We start from the raw sequence: 18,524 nt of genomic DNA, 5'->3' as shown, positions 1-18,524 counted from the left end.
GTTTGAGTGGACAGAATTAAATCGATGCAGGCGTTCAGTGCTGTAGTTTCGGAAGGTAGCTTTGCTGCAGCCGCTGAAAAACTTAATACGTCTTCACAGTTAGTGAGTAAATACGTTGCTCAACTCGAGGACTACCTAGGCGTACGCTTACTCAATCGCACTACCCGCAAAATTAATCTTACTGAAGTAGGCCAACAATATGCCGCTAATGTAAAACAGCTGCTCGAGCAAATTGCGGAAATTGAACACCGCGTGGGTGCCATGCATACCGAAACCAGTGGTCAGCTTCGTATAAGCGCGCCCGTGTCATTTGCTATTTCTCACTTAAGTGGAATGATCAGCGACTTTCAGACCGACTACCCGCAAGTTACCGTAGACCTTCAATTGAACGACAGAAAGGTAGATATTTTACATGAAGGATTCGACATCGCCCTTCGAATAGGCCACCTGAAGAACTCGTCACTGATAGGTAAGTTTATTGCTCCGGTGCACTTAAAGTTTTACGCAGCACCGAGCTATTTGAAAGAATTTGGCACCCCCCAACACCCAAAGGAACTCGCAGAACACAGGCGGCTGATCTACAGCTATTCTGAAAATGACGGTAGCGAAATCATGGGATATTGGTTTAAGAACCTCGACACGCAGAGCAAGCTTCCGATGGTCAGCAATAACGGTGACGTGCTTGTACAAGCTGCAGTTGCGGGTCATGGTATCGCGTTACAACCTACATTTATCGCCCAGCAAGCATGCAATGAAGGAAAACTCGTTTCCATTCTAAACGAGCATGCACCACCTAGCATGGGGCTTTACGCAGTGTACGCACACCGCAAGCTACTACCTCGTAAAATTCGGGCATTCTTAGATTTCAGTGAAGGATATTTTGGCAATCCGCCGGTTTGGGATAGTTAAAAAACTTATCTCCAAGTTGAGGAACGGCGCCATTGTGATAACTTAAAGTTCATCACACAATTCAAAACCGCAGGCATGGAAGCAATGAACAAAATACGGTTCGCATATTTTTTCCTAAGTTTAACATTCATTGTCGGCTGCAATTCTGCAGTAGCGCCCCCGACCTTTTCTACAAACAGCTTAGAGAATCGCGACATTTCCCAGTTTGTATGGACTTTCGAAGAAGATCTAGGACTTATAGGTGGGCATCCAACCTCAGACCAGATAAACCATTTAAATATTAGGGGTGAAAATTTTCCTGGGTGTAATTGGAGATATATTGGTACTAAAAGTATTGCCTGTGAATTACAAGATCACCTCCCTTTAAATTCAGAATTCACAGTTACCGTTCAGGCCGGCTTTCCGACTCTAAACTCTACTTTGGGCTCATCGGTTAGCAATAACATTCGGACAAGTTCTGATATTACTGCAGAGGATCTACAACTATATCTGTCAGGTGAGAGTGATGATGTTTTAAACCTGACGCTATTCCATGAAGTTTTATCGATTAATTATTTTGAAGCGGAAATCTTAGCGCATCTAAAGTTTAGAGATGCGAACGGTGTATTGCATGACTTTGACCCTTCTCTAACATCCTCTGATGAAATTCCTGGGTTCAACCAAGCTCGCTTTGATGTGCCTTTTCCAAAAAATCTAGAAGGTTTAATAGAGGTTATTATTCCGCAGGGAACAAAGCTCTCTCATTTTAATCTTCCAACAAATCAAGACATAATTTTATTCAGTAAGTATTTTGGCGGTAGCTTTGCCTATATAGGGTATTCATGTGAGTTCGCTTGGATAGAAACAGCAACAGATATACAAGATTCAACGGATATTGAATGTCCAAGTGACCATGCGACTTTATGGTTTACTCACTCTTTATCGAATCACCCTTTTTCTTCAACTCATGGAACAAATTTCCTTGAAGCTGTTGTTCCTGAAGCTTCTTGGATTACTGGAGGAGCTTTCACAAGAGCAAGTATAGGTTCTACAACAGGTGGAATGGGATACATCAATATGCTGCTTGAGGACAACGAAACGTTTAATATCGACCTTGAGCAGCTTTATGAAAGGTCCAACCTAGAACAGTTAAATGTAAATCCACCAAAGAATCAGACGTTAACCATCAACAAACTTAGCATAGAGCCACATTGGTTGATTTCGCATCATGGAAGCCGGTCATACAGTCCTGAAAATATCTATGTTATCGACACGCTCGAACATTTGACGAACCCGAATATTATTTCTAGGAATCAAGAGATAGCTGAATTCGAAATATATCCAGTTAACAGTGCTTCCGATTTAGTAATGTTTCAACAAGGCCTTTGGCGTGAAGCTCTTGAGGGAGACAAAGAATTATTTAGACTTGAGTTTAACGATGCGCAGCGTTCTGGAGAACCCGTTCCTTTGGATGTCGCATCATTTATATCTCCAAACAGTTCAGCCGTGATAATTTCACCTAGTGAAGGACAATTCACGCATATGAAGCCTTCACTCTATATTCAGCAAGAGTTTGCTATTGTGACTGGCTTTATCAGGCAAGACTTGGTTTACGTTACCGACTGGGCAAATAATCCACTCGAAGACATAACTGTTGAACTCAATTGCGGCACAATCGACAACTCATTTATTTTAGGAGTTTCCGATGAGCATGGCCGAGTTGCAAACTTTAAAGACGCGCTTCTTGATACAAACTCAACATTTGAACAATGTTTTATAGTCGCATCCAATCAAGAGCTAACCTCCACACAATTTTTACCGCATATCGACTTTAGAGGCGCAGATGACATAGAAGCAGAGATACAATTCAGTCAGGAACTATTCCGTCCGGGTGATACCATTTCTGCGAATATCATAATTAAGCATCGTAATTCACGTTCATTAGATGAGAATCTGACGGCCCGACTAATTGACCAAAATGGAAATACCGTAGACGTTTTCGAGAGTTCGATTAGTCAATTCGGTATGGCTGATGCAACTTTCGACCCTAATCCGACATTTCCCGCTGGCCGTTATCGAGTAGAAGTGTCCTACGGCGGCTCAGTAATTTCTCGCGACTCCACATATATATCTGACTTCAAACTAACGGAATCTGATTTAAGCATTGTTGCCACCCATGTAACCGAAAACAACCAACACTTTATTGATATTCAGGCCACTGCTACAAGTCTAACTGGATTCCCACTATCAGACACATCTGTGGAACTAGAAATCAATTTCAGAAAAGCAAACCTGTTTCCAACTCGAACCGCCGAGGGCCACAATGTTACCGCGCTAACCCCAGTTGAGACTGATAAAGAGGAAACGTCAGAAACAATACAAACAACGATGCTGACTAACTCAGCGGGTAGAGCTCAGACCCGATTAAGCATTCCTTTTGATCAAACCCGTGTCACTATCAGAGCAATGGCACAGCCAGCGACAGGAGATGTACTGACTTCGCGCGATTCTTTAACAATAAACCTCAGAGAATCCATTCCTGTTTACCAATACATTGGGAACAACGTCTTTGATTTCTTTTATATCAATCAACAGGGAGAAAATATAACTCAGACACCACCGAATGTGACGAGTAACACCGCATCATGCGCACCTCAAGCAGAACACACAGAATGTATTGTAGCTAATGACGTCCAGTCTACTCTTACTTTTGAGCTTCGCGATGACACCCATGAATTATGGGGAAGTTCAATATCTCTCGAATTCGTACAAGCGAACCTAGAATCGCAAAAAGCCCGAAACGTGCTTCAGCTAGAAACGACCAACGTTTGGTACCTAACAGAAGAAAACTCTATTTCTGTTTACAGTGAAGTTGACACAACCGCAAACATAACTGTGAGTACAGACAAAGTTCACTACTTTGAACGTGTAAACCTTCAAGCTGGCTATAATATGTTTTCACTTCCTGTTGAGGAGGAATGGGGACCAATTTTTCACCTAAGTGTTTTTTACGTTAACAAGAATGAAGTTGAAGTTTTGACGACTCCCGAGCACATGGTGTCAGCTACGGCCAGTAGAACTTACCAAGAAGAATCCCAATATATTAGCCTTCGTCAGGAAAGAGAAAATCAATTCACCATAAAAGCAGAGCTCTCAAACTCAGAGGTTCAAAGTGTCGGTTCACCGTCAAGCCTAACATTAACGAGTTCATTAGACAGTGACGTTAGAGTACTTGTAATCGATGAAGCGGCGGTTCTCAACGCGAGAATGTTTGAAAGGTTAGCCGACCATGAATTTGTCAATGATGAAGTGTGGCGTATTTATCGTCCCCGCATTTTTTCAGACAGCCGAGAATTACTGCCTACACGCTTCCAAAGTCGCATACTCTCAGGGCTAACCCCGCAGGTGGCCTTTTCACTAGATAGCCCACAGGAGCCTGCGTATAGACAGCGTACTCCTTCACCCTATGAGTGGGCGAGTATTGAAGAAAAACTAAGTTACTATTCTGACGTTATTCCTCTCAAAGCAAATCAACCTTTTGAATTGGACTTAAAACTACCCGAAAGGGCTACTCGATGGTACATTTTCACACTAGCCATAACCGAGCGTGAATCTACTCATAATCTTCAACAAGTTACTACTGTAGCAGAGTTGGAGCATAGCATTTCAGCGCCTTTATACACCTACAAAACTGACACACCATCCATAGAGATTATCTCTCATAATCGTTCAGAATCTAACGTTACGGAAACTTTTGATGTCCTGTTAAACGGTTCTATTTTGCGCTCAGTTCAATCTCAGTTAATCGCAAACAGTACTACGATAACCAATTCAATCCTCCAAGGTTTACAAGAAGGGACTAACAATATTGAAGTGATTGGACGATCTAGCGGATTAAGCCGAAGTCATCGCATTGAGGTATTAAGCGATACAAGGCAATTTAATGAATCATATCTTTATACAGATTCAGATAATCCAATAAATTGGGAGATCCCGACGGAAGCAAGTGGTATCCAATTTAATACAACTGACTTTCATACAGCCCCAAACTGGCTAACTCTCAAAGACAACGTTCACCAATATCCCTTTCAATGCTGGGAACAAAATATTTCGAGAGTTGCAGCTCTTTTTTCTCTACCAGAAGAAAACCGTGGAATCGAGGAAACCCTACTTATTCAAGATTTGCTAGCCAGTTCATCAGCATATTCGTTTGCCGGAAAATACTCATATTACAAAAACGCTCAACCTGATTTCTTTCTTACCGCCCTTTCATGGTGGTATGCGACTTGGTTGAATGAAAATGAACAAACTCAATCATGGGCTGAGAACGAAATTTCAAATATCACTCACCCGATATATCAAAGCAATCACAGGAATATTCAAATTAGCGAATCTGCTCAAGCATTGGCTTTATGGGCTGAAGTAAGAGCGGATAAAATAGAATTGGAAGGAACATTAGAACGCGCTATGGAAATCGGGAGAGGCACCTTAAAAAGTAGAATATTTCTAGTTGGTGCGCTTCGTGAAGCTGGCGCAGATTCTCTTTTAATCAACAGACATATTTCAGAAATTGAGTCTGAAATTTATATAGATGAAGAACTAACGGTGCTATCTAATCCAGAAGTCGGTTGTTTTGCTAGCTTGGCATTCGGTGCTACACATCCGCTATCTATCCAGATAAACCAGCAAATCTTAGAAATCCAAAACACATCCGGAGAATTCGGCACCACATTAGCGAATGGTGTGTGCAGTCTTCTTTTCCAAGGACAAGCGACCGAACCAGCTAACACTAACTCGGTAGACTTCACTCAGGATGGCAGTATATTCACGTTACAATTACAAGAGCCCTCTCCGCAGTCTGTAGTTGCAAACTACGAGCTTCCTATTTCTACCTTACAACCCGTATCAAATGGAATGAGTCTCTCCCGGGAAAGGTACGTATTGCGAGGTACCGACTGGCTTCTCGTTAATAACAGCACACAACTTTACACTGGAGATCTCGTCAAAACTCGAATAACACTATTTTTGAATAATGATCTTGAGCACGTAGCGATAAAAGACTTCTTACCTGGGTCTTTCTTAAACATTAATAACCATTTAGAACAATTATTAGGGTTCTATGACCAATTCGGTGACACCAATAAAAATGAACTCCATTTTTATTTCTACAAACTGTCACAGGGAGAGCATGTGGTTACCCATCACTCGCAAGTTTTGTCAGCTGGTAGGTACTTCGCTCCTGCACCTATATCAGAAGCTATGTACCATACATCTAATAATGCGCGAGGAGATTCTGAGTGGGTAACCGTGCTCTCAAGAAGCCTTCACTAAGCCCGTTGCAAAACTCTATCAAGTGAAGCGGCAAAAGCGTGGCGGTCTTTTTGGCTAAGTGGTGGCGGGCCACCGGTTTGTTCGCCACTTGCACGCATGGTGTCCATAAAGTCACGCATATTTAGTCGCTCACGAATATTGTCTTTACTGTAAAGCTCGCCTCTTGGGTTAATCGCACTTGCACCCTTGTCTATGACTTCTGCTGCAAGAGGAATATCGGCAGTAACCACGACATCACCTGGCTCTGCTAGCCGCACAATTTCATTGTCCGCCACGTCGAACCCAGCAGAAACCTGTAAACGATGCAGGAATTTAGACGGAGGAAGTTTTAGGAACTGGTTGGCGACAAAGTATGTGTCGATGCTTTTTCTCTGGGCAGCACGGTAAATAATTTCCTTTATTACAACGGGGCATGCGTCTGCGTCGACATAGATTTTCATCTTCTTCCTCAAGGGGTTAAGTTATTCGGTCATGAAAATTTCAGCGTGCATTCATTAAACTGTCACTAAAATCTCCGAAAATGGCAATAAAGCCCAAATAACAAACTTTTATGCCACTTAAAAAGCTACTCTCATCGCAAGAACTCCATAGTGTATATCAACCCATCGTTGATACATATCGTTCGTCTATTATCGGTTACGAAAGCCTGATTAGAGGGCCAGTTAACCATGCCCTTGCCTCTCCTTTGGCATTATTTAGGGCTGCAGAACAAGAGAACATAAAGCCACAACTTGAAAATTATTGCATTGGCTCGGCGATTGAAAACTATAATTCAGACTCTTTTAATGGCTTTCTATTTATTAATATCGATCCCAATTTTCTTACCGAGAGAGAAACTGTTCACTTCCTGCTAGAACAGCAAGCACTCATTTCTTCCAACATCGTTCTAGAACTTTCAGAGCAGTATCCTATTGAAGACATAGCGGCGCTCAAGCGGCATGTTCATGCCCTTCGAACCGAGGGCTTCAGGTTTGCTATCGACGACTTAGGCGCTGGTCATTCAAGTATGAAATTGTGGGCGGAAATACGCCCAGAATACGTAAAAATAGACCGCTATTTTATTAGTGACATTCATAACAACCCTTACAAAAAGGAGTTTGTTCAGCACATTGTCACGTTAGCAAAGAACTTACATGCAACAGTGATTGCTGAGGGCATCGAGTGCATGGAAGAGCTTCGCCAACTTCAACGGTTGGGCATATTTGCTATGCAAGGCTACTTCATAGGCATGCCGTCGCCATTGCACTTACCTGAAGGGCAAATTAAACATTTGCTGAGTAACGAAGACAACATTCTACGCGACGACTCACTAGAGCCTTTAGTTGAAGACACCACCGTTGTCGACTCGGAACGGAAGGTAGCAGACTTACTCGACTATTTTCGGCAAAACAAACGGTTAGTGGCTATTCCTGTGGTCGATCACGGCGTCATCAAAGGCATTGTACGTCGCGGACAATTCATGGAATTGATGTCTACGCCCTATGGTAGAGCTTTATATGCCGGCAAGCCGATAGCTTCAGTCATACAGACTAACTTCCTGGTCATCGACGTACACTCGCCTATCGAACAAGCCAGTGCTCTGCTTACCGAGCACGAAGACACGCTGGAACAAATGGTGTTATTGATCGTTAGGCAAGACGAATACGCAGGTATTATTCCGGTTCCCAGTTTGTTGCGCAGAATTACCGAACTTCGTATTCAAAATGCTCGTTATGCCAACCCATTGACACTTTTGCCGGGTAACGTTCCTATTAACCAACATATAGACCAATGTAGCGCTGCAAATTGTGAGTTTAGCGTGCTTTATTTTGATCTGAATAATTTCAAACCCTACAACGACGTATATGGTTATCATCAAGGAGACCAGATTATTCAATGGTTTGCACAGTTGCTGTATGAAACCTTCACACCGAAAGGTCATTTTGTAGGGCATGTTGGTGGAGACGACTTCATCGTTGTGGTTGATGAGCATGAGTTTGAAGAATCTCTGCTGACCAAATTGAAAACCCAATTCACACAACAAATTAAAGACTTTTACCGGCCACAACACTTAGAGGAAAGCTCGCTATTCGCGCGCTCCCGTGACGGACAGTTTAAGCGTTTTCCATTACTCGACTACAGCTTAGCTATCGTACAGTTAGCAAAAAACTCGGAGTTGTCACATCAAGAAGTTGCAGCTCTGGCGGCACAACTTAAAAGTGACGCAAAGCGCGCTTCTAACGGCATAGCCATATACACGCATTCGCCGTCTCCGTCACAACAACCGCAAACGTCGTTAGCGAACCATTAGGTTAAGCCACCTAACCGCTCTATTCGGGTTTGGATAGCTTCCTGCCACACATTCATATTCGGAATAACCACGGTTAGCTTGGGCTTTGCCCGAGTGATACCCGTGTAAAGTAGCTCTTTGGTTAGTACCGGCGAACTTCGGTCAGGCACCACAAGAACGGCATGAGTAAACTCGGACCCTTGCGACTTATGCACGGTCATAGCGTACACAGTCTCTACTTCGGTGAGGCGGCTTGGAATAACCCATCTTACCGTGCCCTTTTCTTTGCCCGGGAAGGCTACTTTCAGGCGACCTTCTTCAGGGTGCTGAAGTGCCACGCCTATGTCACCATTATTTAAGTTCAAGCTGTAGTCGTTACTTTTCACCATCACTGGCCGGCCGTGGTACCACTTATCCGGCTTTCCACCTAACTTCTGGGTTATCAGCGTGTTCAACGAACGTTGACCCCAAGGCCCATTACGCAGGCCAGTAAGTAACAAATACTGAGTATGAGCTGCCAAAACACTGTGCGCCCACTGGTCGCAACTCTCAAAGCTTTGCATAGCGCTTTGGGAATAGCTTTGTACAAACGGCTTAAAATTTTGAATAACCTGCGGTACTAACAGCTCCACAGAAGCTATGTTGTCCGACAACAGCTGTAGGTTTTCGTCGGCATGTTCAAAAGCATGCTTTGCGCGCTCAAAACTCTGTTCGTTTACTGCGTTAGCGAGTTCAGCAACCGCCCCAGTAAAGCGCTGAGAGCCGTCTAACATAACCACATGGTCTAACCGAGAAGCATCATTTTTGCCGGTGCTATGGCTCTCGCCTAAAACTTCTGCACTAGCCTGCTGTAACCATGCTCTATGACTTTCAGAAAAAGCACGTTTCTCAGCACCACGACATATCGACGCTAATACAGAACCGGCCTCAACCGGCGCTAACTGGTCTTTGTCGCCCAGCAAAATGAGCTTGGTGTGTTTGCCTATAGCTTGCAGTAAAGCGTCAAACATTTCAGTGTCGATCATTGAGGCTTCGTCGACTACCACAACATCAAAAGGCAACGGGTTATCTCTACCATGCCGGAAGTAGCGGCTATTTCGCTGTGCGCCCAACAAACGATGTAACGTAGAAGCCTTGCGGGTAAGCATATTCTTCACACCAGCAAATAGCCCGCTGTCGCCAGCTTCATGTAAAGCTTGGTCAATAGACTCTTGCATACGTGCCGCAGCTTTTCCGGTGGGCGCGGCTAATGCAACGCGCAAGTCGGGTTGCGGCTCTTGCGCTTGCTTCAACGCATGAAGTGCTTCCAGAGTGGCGAGTACGCGCACTACCGTGTAAGTTTTGCCAGTACCAGGACCACCCGTAATCACGCTAAACCCTTGTTTAGCAGCATTTGCACATGCAATTCTTTGCCAGTTCGGCGAGTCACCACCCGGCATATAACGAGTTAGAATAGTTTGCAGTGACTCAGCCTCCAACGGGCTTTGCGCATTCATTCGTTCACGTAGCCAGTGATCTATACGGTTTTCATATTGCCAATAGCGGCGCAAATAAAGAATCTGTTTGCTTGCGTCCCAAACTAGCGGTTGGAGTTTGTCAGCCGAGTCAGAAACCTCACGCACAGCATGACTCGTTGGCGCTTCTTGTCTCCATTGCTGCAATAAATCCACGAAAGCTTCCATGCCTTTTGGTGTTTCTTCTCCTAGTTTCGGCTGCCAAGAGCTAGGCGGTATATCCACCGTTCGAGTTGGGTTTTCAAGCAGTTGTTTCACAGACAAACACGTATGCCCACGCCCTATTTGGTGAGACACTAGCGCTGCCATCAACGCCACGGGAATCGAAACATTTTCTCTCAATAACAGCAAAGCAAGTTGACGGTCGAGGGCGCGTATCCACCCAGCTTCCTGCCACTGATGTAAAATATCGAGTAACTCTTCCTTAAGCATAAGCACCTCCATTCGCGTTCACTGCTTCGCCGTCGAATAATGCTTCCAAAGCTTCGATGAGAGCCTTAGGTGGACGATCGTAAAACGCACCCGCAGTTTTGGACTTGTGACCACGAAGGAATAAATAAACCGCACCGCCTATATGCTCATCATAATCGTAGGCTTCGCCTAAGCGTGCTTTCAGTAACTTGTGTAGCGCCAAGGTGTAAATGACATACTGCAAGTCGTAGCGGCTCGATAGAATTTTCTTGCGCATATTTTCAAAGCTGTAGTCTTCGTCAGTTTCACCCAACCAGTTCGACTTATAGTCTGCTACAAAATACTTGCCGTTATGCTCAAACACTAAATCGATGAAGCCTTTTAACATGCCGTTCAATTCTTTTGGGTCTAACTTTGGCCGTTCTTGGTCGGGCATTATGTGCTGAGCCACAAGCGCGTCTATATACTCAGTCGACACATTCCTTGCCGCAAACCAAAACTCTGGTTCAGCCTTATACGTGGGTAACTTCTCCATGACGAAATGCGCACTAACCGCATTTGCTGTACCGTCTGTGCTTCCGTACGGGAAGGGTTGCTGCAAATAGCTCACCAGCCATGCTGCTAAGTCTTCTTTATAGGCTTGCCAAAACTTACTGCGGCAACGTTTGTTCAGTAACTCGTCGCGAGCCTCTTGGCTTTCAACTATCTCAGCGAAACCGACTTCTGCGGCATCTTCCAATAAGTTATGCAAAAACGTTCCCGGCCCCGCACCTTTCGGTAAGTGATGAATGCGACTCGCGGAGACTTCTGCATCAAGGTCTGTACTCGCTCCGACGAGAGCATCGTCGTCGTCCTCACGCTCGTCTAGCGTATTCATTTCGGGTGGAGTTTGTGGTGCCAGTAACTCACTGCCATATTTTAAAGCGCTGTAACTTGCTACCCACCACCTTTCGAACTGGTGATCTTCAGGCATTGTCCAAGCGCTAAGGTTTTTATGGTTAGCCCGCGCCAGCGAAACACTTACTCGCTCTTCACTTGGCAGTTGCATAACTGATGAATTGGGCACCTCTCCAGTCGACTGCCAGCGCTCTTGGGCAATGGTCATTAAGTCGCATTTTTCCGCGGTATGCACATCATCGCCCAACAGCAAGTAAAACAATGGGTTCGATCTTGCTTCTCCCACCACCTGCAAAGTCACAAAGGTTGCGAACTCCGCACGGGTCAGTGCCACATACATTTTCCGAAGGTTTTCAGCCAATTGCTCTTGCTCAATGAGCTCAATGGCATGGGCGTCAGAATTGTCCCAAGCGACCTTTCTCACGCGCTCGCCGTTTTCGTCGATATCGTGATAAGACATAGGCAGTTTCGTATCAATTCTAAACCGACGCTCTGCGGTATAAGCAGCAAAAGGCATAAACACGAGCGGATACTGCAAACCTTTCGACTTGTGGTAGGTGATCACTTTCACCAATTCTTGATCGCTTTCTAAGCGTAGCTTCAAGGCGTCGTTCTGAGTACTTTTGGTGCTTGCTCCCGCAAAGTCAGAAGTGCTTTTGTATTCACTCACTTGCAGAGTGAAATACTCCTCCAAACCTGCCATGCCTTCGTGCAATAAGCTTTCTTTTTGGAGTAACTCGCAAATATGAAGGGCGTCGGAAAGTATCCGCTCACCTTCTTGCGGCTCAGCCAACAGGCACTTAGGTACTTCAAAGTCGTGTAGCAATTTATGTAATGCGGCAAGCACACCTTGGTGCTCCCAAATGTCGTGGTAACCAATAAACCGGTCTACAGCTTCTTCCCACCGACTCTCATTTTCTTGGTACATCACTAGGTCAGCTAAGGGTAAGTCGAGTAGTGCTGTCGACAATGCAGTGCGAATACGGCTGGGATCTCTGGGTTGAGCGCAGGCTTTCACAATACTAAGTAGGTCTTGCGCCACCGGTTGAGAATAAACCGCGTCGCGTTCCGACAAATACACGCTGCGAACACCGCGTTTAGCCAACTGTTTGCGAATTAAATTGGCTTCCTTAGCATTGGCTACAAGTACGGCAATGTCTTTACTGGTTACTGGGGTTCGCTCACTTCCTACGTAAAAGCCAGCGGTGTCACTTTCTAATAGCTTGGCAATTAAGTTTGCATGATATTCACTAGCGGGTCCTTGGAAGTCGCTCTTATTTGCTGCCCTTTCAGGTTCCACTGTCCACTGAAGCGCCGCGCTTTCCTTTCCATCTAAACCTTTAAATACAGCTTTCTGTCCATTCGCTTTCACGGATTGAAAAGGAATTTCAGATTTATATAAAAATGCTCCCCTCGCACTTTCTTCCGCGCGTTGAAACAACTCGTTAATTGCGTTAACCATACTTTCGCTAGAGCGAAAGTTAGTGCCCAACGTGTAATGTCTTCCCGAGGTAGCTTTTCTGGCTTTTAGATAAGTGAATATATCGGCGTCACGGAAGCTGTATATCGCTTGTTTCGGGTCGCCAATGAGAAAAATACCGTTACTAGTTGGCGTATTTTCAATGTTATAAACGCGGTCGAAAATTTCATACTGCACGGGGTCTGTATCTTGAAACTCATCTACCAAGGCAATCGGGAATTGGCTGCGAATGGTTTTTGCTAAGGCATCTCCGTTAGGTCCTCGCAAAGCGTCACGAAGCCCAGTCAGCATATCGTCAAATCCCATGATCGCTTGTTGCTGTTTTAGAGCTTTGAAACGCTTAGCAATAAAGTGGCGAGCATGCCCCTCAATAATTTTCTTGTACGCATTTTTAGTTTCCTGAATATCATGAACATCGTCGGGTAAAGACGTTAAGTCGTTTACATGTTCAGGAACCTTGTTTTCATCAAAGCCCTTTTTAAATTTCTTCCGAATTCCCTCTGGATCAAGCAGCTTGATATTGGCACCCATTTCATCTTTCTTCAGCGTACCTTCAACAAACTGCCTTAATTTTTGAATGATTCCGACATAGTTAGAAAAGCCCTTTGCAGGAAAGTCATGCACTAGCGGAAGCAACTCGCTCAATACTCTGCGGTAACGCTGACGCCGGTCGGGAATCTGCTTTATTTTATTCAGCAGCGTTTCAAATTTAAGCTGAACACTCGCGTCTTCCTCGTTAGACGCTTGAAGTTTACCAAACCGAACAAACTCCGCAGGCGACCCCAAGTATTTCGACACTTCTTGCGCGGCATAAAGGTCATCGATTCTATACACATGACTGCGAAAATAATCCTCTGCAGCAGCTACTCTCAGTTCGTCTTCTTCAGTTTGCACGGTTTGTTGAAACAAACTGCCACTGGCAAAAGCATGCTCTGTCAGCATCTTCTGCGACCAACCGTTAATCGTGTGTACAGCCGACTCGTCCATCGACTGCGCGGCTAATTCAAGCTTCCGAGCAAGTGCGACTAAATTCAAACCTTGTTGCAAGCAGTCTGCCTTCAAGTCTTGCAAAAACTTATCATTGTGAGCGCTTTCGCTATCTCGGAAAAACTCAGCTGTTTCCGTTAAGCGCGCGCGAATACGATCAGAAAGCTCTGCTGTCGCCGCATTGGTAAAGGTCATTACCAAGATATCTTTTGGTACTAGCTCACGTTCAAATTGAGTTTGTTCAGTACCATGCTGAATAATCAAACGCACGTAAAGCGCAGCAATAGTATAGGTTTTCCCTGTACCAGCACTTGCCTCAATAAGCCGACTACCATGAAGTGGGAAATTGAGAGGATTATGTAATGTATGGCTCATGAATCCTCTCCTTTGGCTTCTGGCAGTTCGCATATAGGCAGTTGTTCTTTCATAGAACGAACCATGGGGGCATATATGTGCTGTTTCAGGCGCTCAAATTCCGGCTCTTCTGCCATGTCTTCGAAGTTTGTATTCACCCTGTATGTATAAGGAAACTCTTGAATGAACGAGTCTGAATTCTCTACATCTTGTAGTGTTTTTTGTAATCTCAACCATGCTTCTTCTTGCGCATCTTGAGGTTCGAACACAGGTAGCTTTTTACGTCCCTCACTAAGTTCACCCGAAATAGCCTGGTAATAGTCATCCAGCCATTGCACAGCGTATTCCCCAACTACTGCAACCGGATGTGAAAGCGACGCTTGGTACTCCCTTAGCAACTCTCTCAGTCTAGTCTGAGCAAGGTCAGCAGATATAGGATCGAATTCCTTACGAGTAACCTCTCCACCGCTTTCTTCTTGGAATAACGCAACTGTAGCCACGCCGCCCGTTTTTTTCTGCATCGCTGCGTTCGCCATCAAATGGCGAATATAGGGTTCAAATTGGTGCTTAATTTTGCCTTTACTTGCACTTACACAGAGTTGTGCGACGCGGTCGTGATGCGTAAGAAAGAGGTTGGAAACCTTCGCTTCGAGCACAACGTCCCCTTCGGCAATTCTATAATCAATATCGGGCAAAACTTCTTTAAGCATGGAAACGCATAAAGACATTTCTTTCACTGTTTTTTCAACACCAGCAACAATGGCTTCTTCTAGCGTGCTTGAAAAAGGTTTTACACCCAGCTTTCCCTCTCTTTGAAATACACCGAGTTGCCGGCTAAAAACGTCTTGTAGGCTCGACAAGTCGCTGTATTCAGCACATATGCTCGTAGTTAACTTATTTTTCAGCTCATCAAAGGCAATATTCAAAAGGGCGGTGCGATACTGCCAGCTTTCCAAACCATCCAAGCTGAAATTCTCGCTATCATGCGTTTCATAGTCTTCAGTTCTAAAGTATGTTCGCAGCCGCTTGGTGAAAAACGGTTCTGCTGGCTCGCGCATAAACCTCACTAAGTCTTGCATACTTAGCGCTAGCTTTTGGTTATCTTCTGGCTGCCAAGGGGTAGGAGCTTCAGCGTTTTTCTGAGTTGTGCTTTGTTCGTCTTTTTCATACCACTCTCGGGCATAACTGAAAAACCCTGAATCCTTTGAGAAGTATTCAGGATTAAAAGGCTGCAATTTGTGCTCTGTGGTAAGGCTCGCCAAGAAAGCGTTTTTGTCTTTCGAGTCAACACACCAACCCTGCGCTAAATGATCACGAAGCTGTGAAACCAAAACCGAAGGTGGCCATTCGCTGTTGTCTTGTGCGCTTCTCCCCACCCAGCTAATAGAAAGCTTCTCGCGAGCAGACAGCAAAGCCTCTAAAAACAAATAGCGATCGTCTTCTCTACGCGAACGGTCTCCCGGGCGGTAACGATTCTGCATCAAGTCGAAGTCCATATTCGCTTGTCGGCGCGGGTAGGCTAAGTCATCCATACCTAAGATATATATATGCTTGAACGGAATCGCACGCATGGGCATCAACGTTGCGAAATTCACCGAGCCCATTAAAAAGCGTTGGTTTAAGTTCGGTTGATCGACCCGAGAAAGCCAGCTTTCTTTGAAAATATTCAACTGAACTTCACTATTAAAGCCCGACTCTGCCGCAACCTCTAATAAATGAGTAAGCTCGCCCTGAACTTTGCTGAGGAGTAACAAGTCTTCGTCGTCAGCAGGCGCAAAGAAGGCTTCAAGTAGACTTTCAGCATGTAACGCCCAGTCAGTTAGTGAGTAATGACTTACCGCGGTGAACCACCATTGGTTCAAGGCCTCAATAAGCGCGCCTAACTTGCCCGCCGCACCTGCGGAAAGTCCTGCGACTTCATGGTAGGGCTCCACGCTCAACCAGCGCTCCTGCTCCGCAGTTTCCGGCTCGCCCGACGCATAACCCAACAACATACGCTCCAGGGCAAACCACCAGCTATTGGTCTTTTCTTCACTGGGCATACCAAACTGCTCACGGTGCTCGCTAGCTAATCCCCAGCGCGCACCAGCTTCATTAATCCAGTGATTTAGCTCTACCAGTTCATTTTGGTTTAAACCAAATCGCTTCTGAATCGCGGGCACACCCAATAAACCTAAAACATCGGCTTGCGTTACTCGCGACTCCTCAATCGTCAGAAGCATCTCCAATGCCATTAGCAAAGGCTGCTGATGGCGTTGGCCTAAATCTGCAAGGGTGTAGGGTATGCGCCTTTTATCACCATAATGAAAACGACCGAATACCGCGCCTACATGAGGGGCATAGGCGTCTACGTCAGGGACCATCACCATAATGTCGCGAGGGCGCAAGGTGTCGTCTTTGGCAAATGCAGCAAGTAACTGATCATGCAAAACTTCCACTTCCCGCTGAATGCTATGGCAAATATGAAAACTCACCGAATTGTCGTCTCGGCTCGGCGTTTGCCATAATTCACGAGTTTCCGCCACAGGTCGCAAGTGAAGAATGTCGTTTTGCACCTGCTGCAACATATTTTGAGGCTCTATCTCGTCGAACAACTCAAACTTTAAGTTCTCAAAGCTTTCTTGTTTCGCAGCCGTTTCGTCGTAAAGGTCGAGTAAGTGAATATAGTCGCGCCCTTGTTTACCCCAAGAGGCTAATAACGGGTGGGCATGCAAGTGAAGCTCGTCGTCGTGAACATCTTCCGCTTCACCCTCTTTAAGCTGGTGTCTGCGGTTGGCGTCTTTCAATGCAGCTTTTAAGGCTTCCTTTCCGTCTACAATATTTGCCCAATAATGCTTACACGGATTGTTCACGCATAGCACTATTTGCGTGAAACCTTTTAAGGCGTCTAATACTTCTAAGGTTTGCTGAGGAATAGATGAGATACCAAACACAACCACGCGGGCAGGAAGCCCCTCCGGTCGAGTTGTTAAGCTGCGGCACTTTTCCACAAAGTTACGGTGCAGCTTCGCTCTGTTGGTCCAGTAATGCTGTATACCTATATCTTCGACCAATGCTTTCCATAAAACAGGCTGCCAGACATTTTTCTGATCTACTTCTACTTGATCATCACCCAAGCTACTTCGACCGTTAGTCCACGCGTCTAACCAATCTGCGCGATAATTTTGGTATTGGTCGAATAAGTCAGCAATGCGTTCAGATAGCTGAAACAGCTTACGCTGATCAATCGTTTCACCCAGGTAATGGCTTAATGTTTTAAAGGTTTCCTCATCGCTTTGAATAAGTTCTGGAAGCTTATTCATAATGCGCCAGCTCAAGCGGTCTTTGTCGAATGGCGATGTCTTCGGAATGTCGCTACCCAACACTGTTCGGTAGGCCTTCCAAACAAACCGAGCTGGCAGGGTTACGTTCAGCATAGAAGCAATGCCAGTCGCCTTCGCTAACTCAATTTTCAGCCACTGCGCAATACCGTTGCTTTGCACCAACAACGTTTCTTCTTCCAATGGCGAGAGCGGATGGTTCTTCATTAAAGACACAGCCACTTCGGTTAAATCTTCTAACCGATGGCTGTGGGCTGCAACTAAACCGGGGGTTAGCGCTTGCGACATATAATATCCTTTTAATAGAAGCCAGGTACCTTTGCACCCACTCTCATTCTATTTAACAATGACTGTAGAGTTTATTTGTTACTAACGACAAAACTTGTCGCTGTATTTTTAAGTAGCAAAACAGCTTACGTTATTTAATCATAAACAACATCTTCGTTGAGCGGCATCAAGTATGAAACAACTAATTTTATGTCTACCTGTTATTCTTTTGAGTGCATGCTCGCAAACGTTGCTCGAGCCCAAACATCAGTACTGCAGTATCGCTGACATAGAAGAACCGCGTTGGGTGCAAAATGATAGAAGCAAAGGGTATTTGGTCACCAAGTTTGGTATTGAGTACTCCCGAGAAGCCGAACGAGACGTTCATGGTTTATTGGCTCGCACTATGGCTAGAAGCATCTACACAGAAATATATGCAAATACTCAGTCAACTTTTGACAGTAACAATCGAGTAACCGAATATCATTTTAGTGCGGCTAGCAACCTAGAATTGACATTAATGAAGACAGACTTCGCCAGACATGGTCAGTGTTTAGCCGCGTGGGCAACAATAAAACCAGAAGACGCTCGACTCGCTCTAGAGAACTCTCACCCAATCAACATGGCCGAGCATCGCGCTTGGCAAAGTATAAAAGACTCTCGGAATTGGAGAGACTACGCAGAGCACTTGGAAAAGTTTCCACAGGGGTTATACGCAGACACATGCAGAGCTCGAATCGATGTATTGAGATAGTTCGAACAATACAACACAAGGTTAACGATTTATCCAAGATAAAGAAATGTTT

7 protein-coding genes are annotated in these 18,524 nt (G+C 45.0%); 3 read left to right on the top strand and 4 right to left on the bottom strand.

Features of this window, described 5'->3' with window-relative positions:
* Positions 1-6 precede the first annotated feature (6 nt).
* Together EYQ95_RS10125 and EYQ95_RS10120 are read left to right on the top strand one after the other, a co-directional pair.
* Entirely contained in the window at positions 7-909 is a 903-nt protein-coding gene (locus tag EYQ95_RS10125) for a LysR family transcriptional regulator (RefSeq protein ID WP_111915857.1), read from the top strand.
* 75 nt (positions 910-984) lie between these two features.
* Positions 985-6,219, top strand: coding sequence for an MG2 domain-containing protein (locus EYQ95_RS10120; RefSeq protein WP_111915858.1), 5,235 nt, complete (start codon positions 985-987; stop codon positions 6,217-6,219).
* On the opposite strand, the gene EYQ95_RS10115 is transcribed toward EYQ95_RS10120, so the two are convergent.
* Positions 6,216-6,659, bottom strand: coding sequence for a YaiI/YqxD family protein (locus EYQ95_RS10115; protein ID WP_111915859.1), 444 nt, complete (start codon positions 6,657-6,659; stop codon positions 6,216-6,218). The genes EYQ95_RS10120 and EYQ95_RS10115 overlap by 4 nt on opposite strands.
* A gap of 110 nt (positions 6,660-6,769) precedes the next feature.
* On the opposite strand from EYQ95_RS10115, the gene EYQ95_RS10110 reads away from it, so the two are divergent.
* Positions 6,770-8,509, top strand: coding sequence for a GGDEF domain-containing protein (locus EYQ95_RS10110; protein WP_111915860.1), 1,740 nt, complete (start codon positions 6,770-6,772; stop codon positions 8,507-8,509).
* Here the strand turns inward: EYQ95_RS10110 and recD are convergent.
* The 3 genes from recD to recC are packed head-to-tail and all read right to left on the bottom strand — an operon-like array spanning position 8,506 to position 17,739.
* A complete protein-coding gene (gene recD / locus EYQ95_RS10105) occupies positions 8,506-10,434 on the bottom strand; it encodes an exodeoxyribonuclease V subunit alpha (RefSeq protein ID WP_165831982.1) in 1,929 nt (642 codons plus the stop codon). The two genes, EYQ95_RS10110 and recD, sit on opposite strands and share 4 nt — an antisense overlap.
* On the bottom strand, positions 10,427-14,152 hold the full coding sequence (gene recB / locus EYQ95_RS10100; RefSeq protein ID WP_111915862.1) for an exodeoxyribonuclease V subunit beta: 3,726 nt from the start codon (positions 14,150-14,152) through the stop codon (positions 10,427-10,429). Before recB ends, recD begins: the two co-directional genes overlap by 8 nt.
* The gene (recC, locus tag EYQ95_RS10095) at positions 14,149-17,739 is read right to left on the bottom strand and encodes an exodeoxyribonuclease V subunit gamma (RefSeq protein WP_111915863.1); all 3,591 of its coding nucleotides are present in this window, start codon (positions 17,737-17,739) and stop codon (positions 14,149-14,151) included. The genes recB and recC overlap by 4 nt, the downstream gene beginning before the upstream one ends.
* Positions 17,740-18,524 lie beyond the last annotated feature (785 nt).

The sequence above is a fragment of the Lysobacter sp. N42 genome (assembly GCF_004344885.1).
This window is presented reverse-complemented; position numbering and strand designations above follow the sequence as displayed.

Bases quoted from the DNA above. Each gene is read 5' to 3' on its own strand.
- EYQ95_RS10120 (WP_111915858.1), top strand. From the start codon at position 985: ATGGAAGCAATGAACAAAATACGGTTCGCATATTTTTTCCTAAGTTTA.
- recD (WP_165831982.1), bottom strand. From the start codon at position 10,434: ATGCTTAAGGAAGAGTTACTCGATATTTTACATCAGTGGCAGGAAGCT.
- EYQ95_RS10110 (WP_111915860.1), top strand. From the start codon at position 6,770: ATGCCACTTAAAAAGCTACTCTCATCGCAAGAACTCCATAGTGTATAT.
- EYQ95_RS10115 (WP_111915859.1), bottom strand. From the start codon at position 6,659: ATGAAAATCTATGTCGACGCAGACGCATGCCCCGTTGTAATAAAGGAA.
- recB (WP_111915862.1), bottom strand. From the start codon at position 14,152: ATGAGCCATACATTACATAATCCTCTCAATTTCCCACTTCATGGTAGT.
- recC (WP_111915863.1), bottom strand. From the start codon at position 17,739: ATGTCGCAAGCGCTAACCCCCGGTTTAGTTGCAGCCCACAGCCATCGG.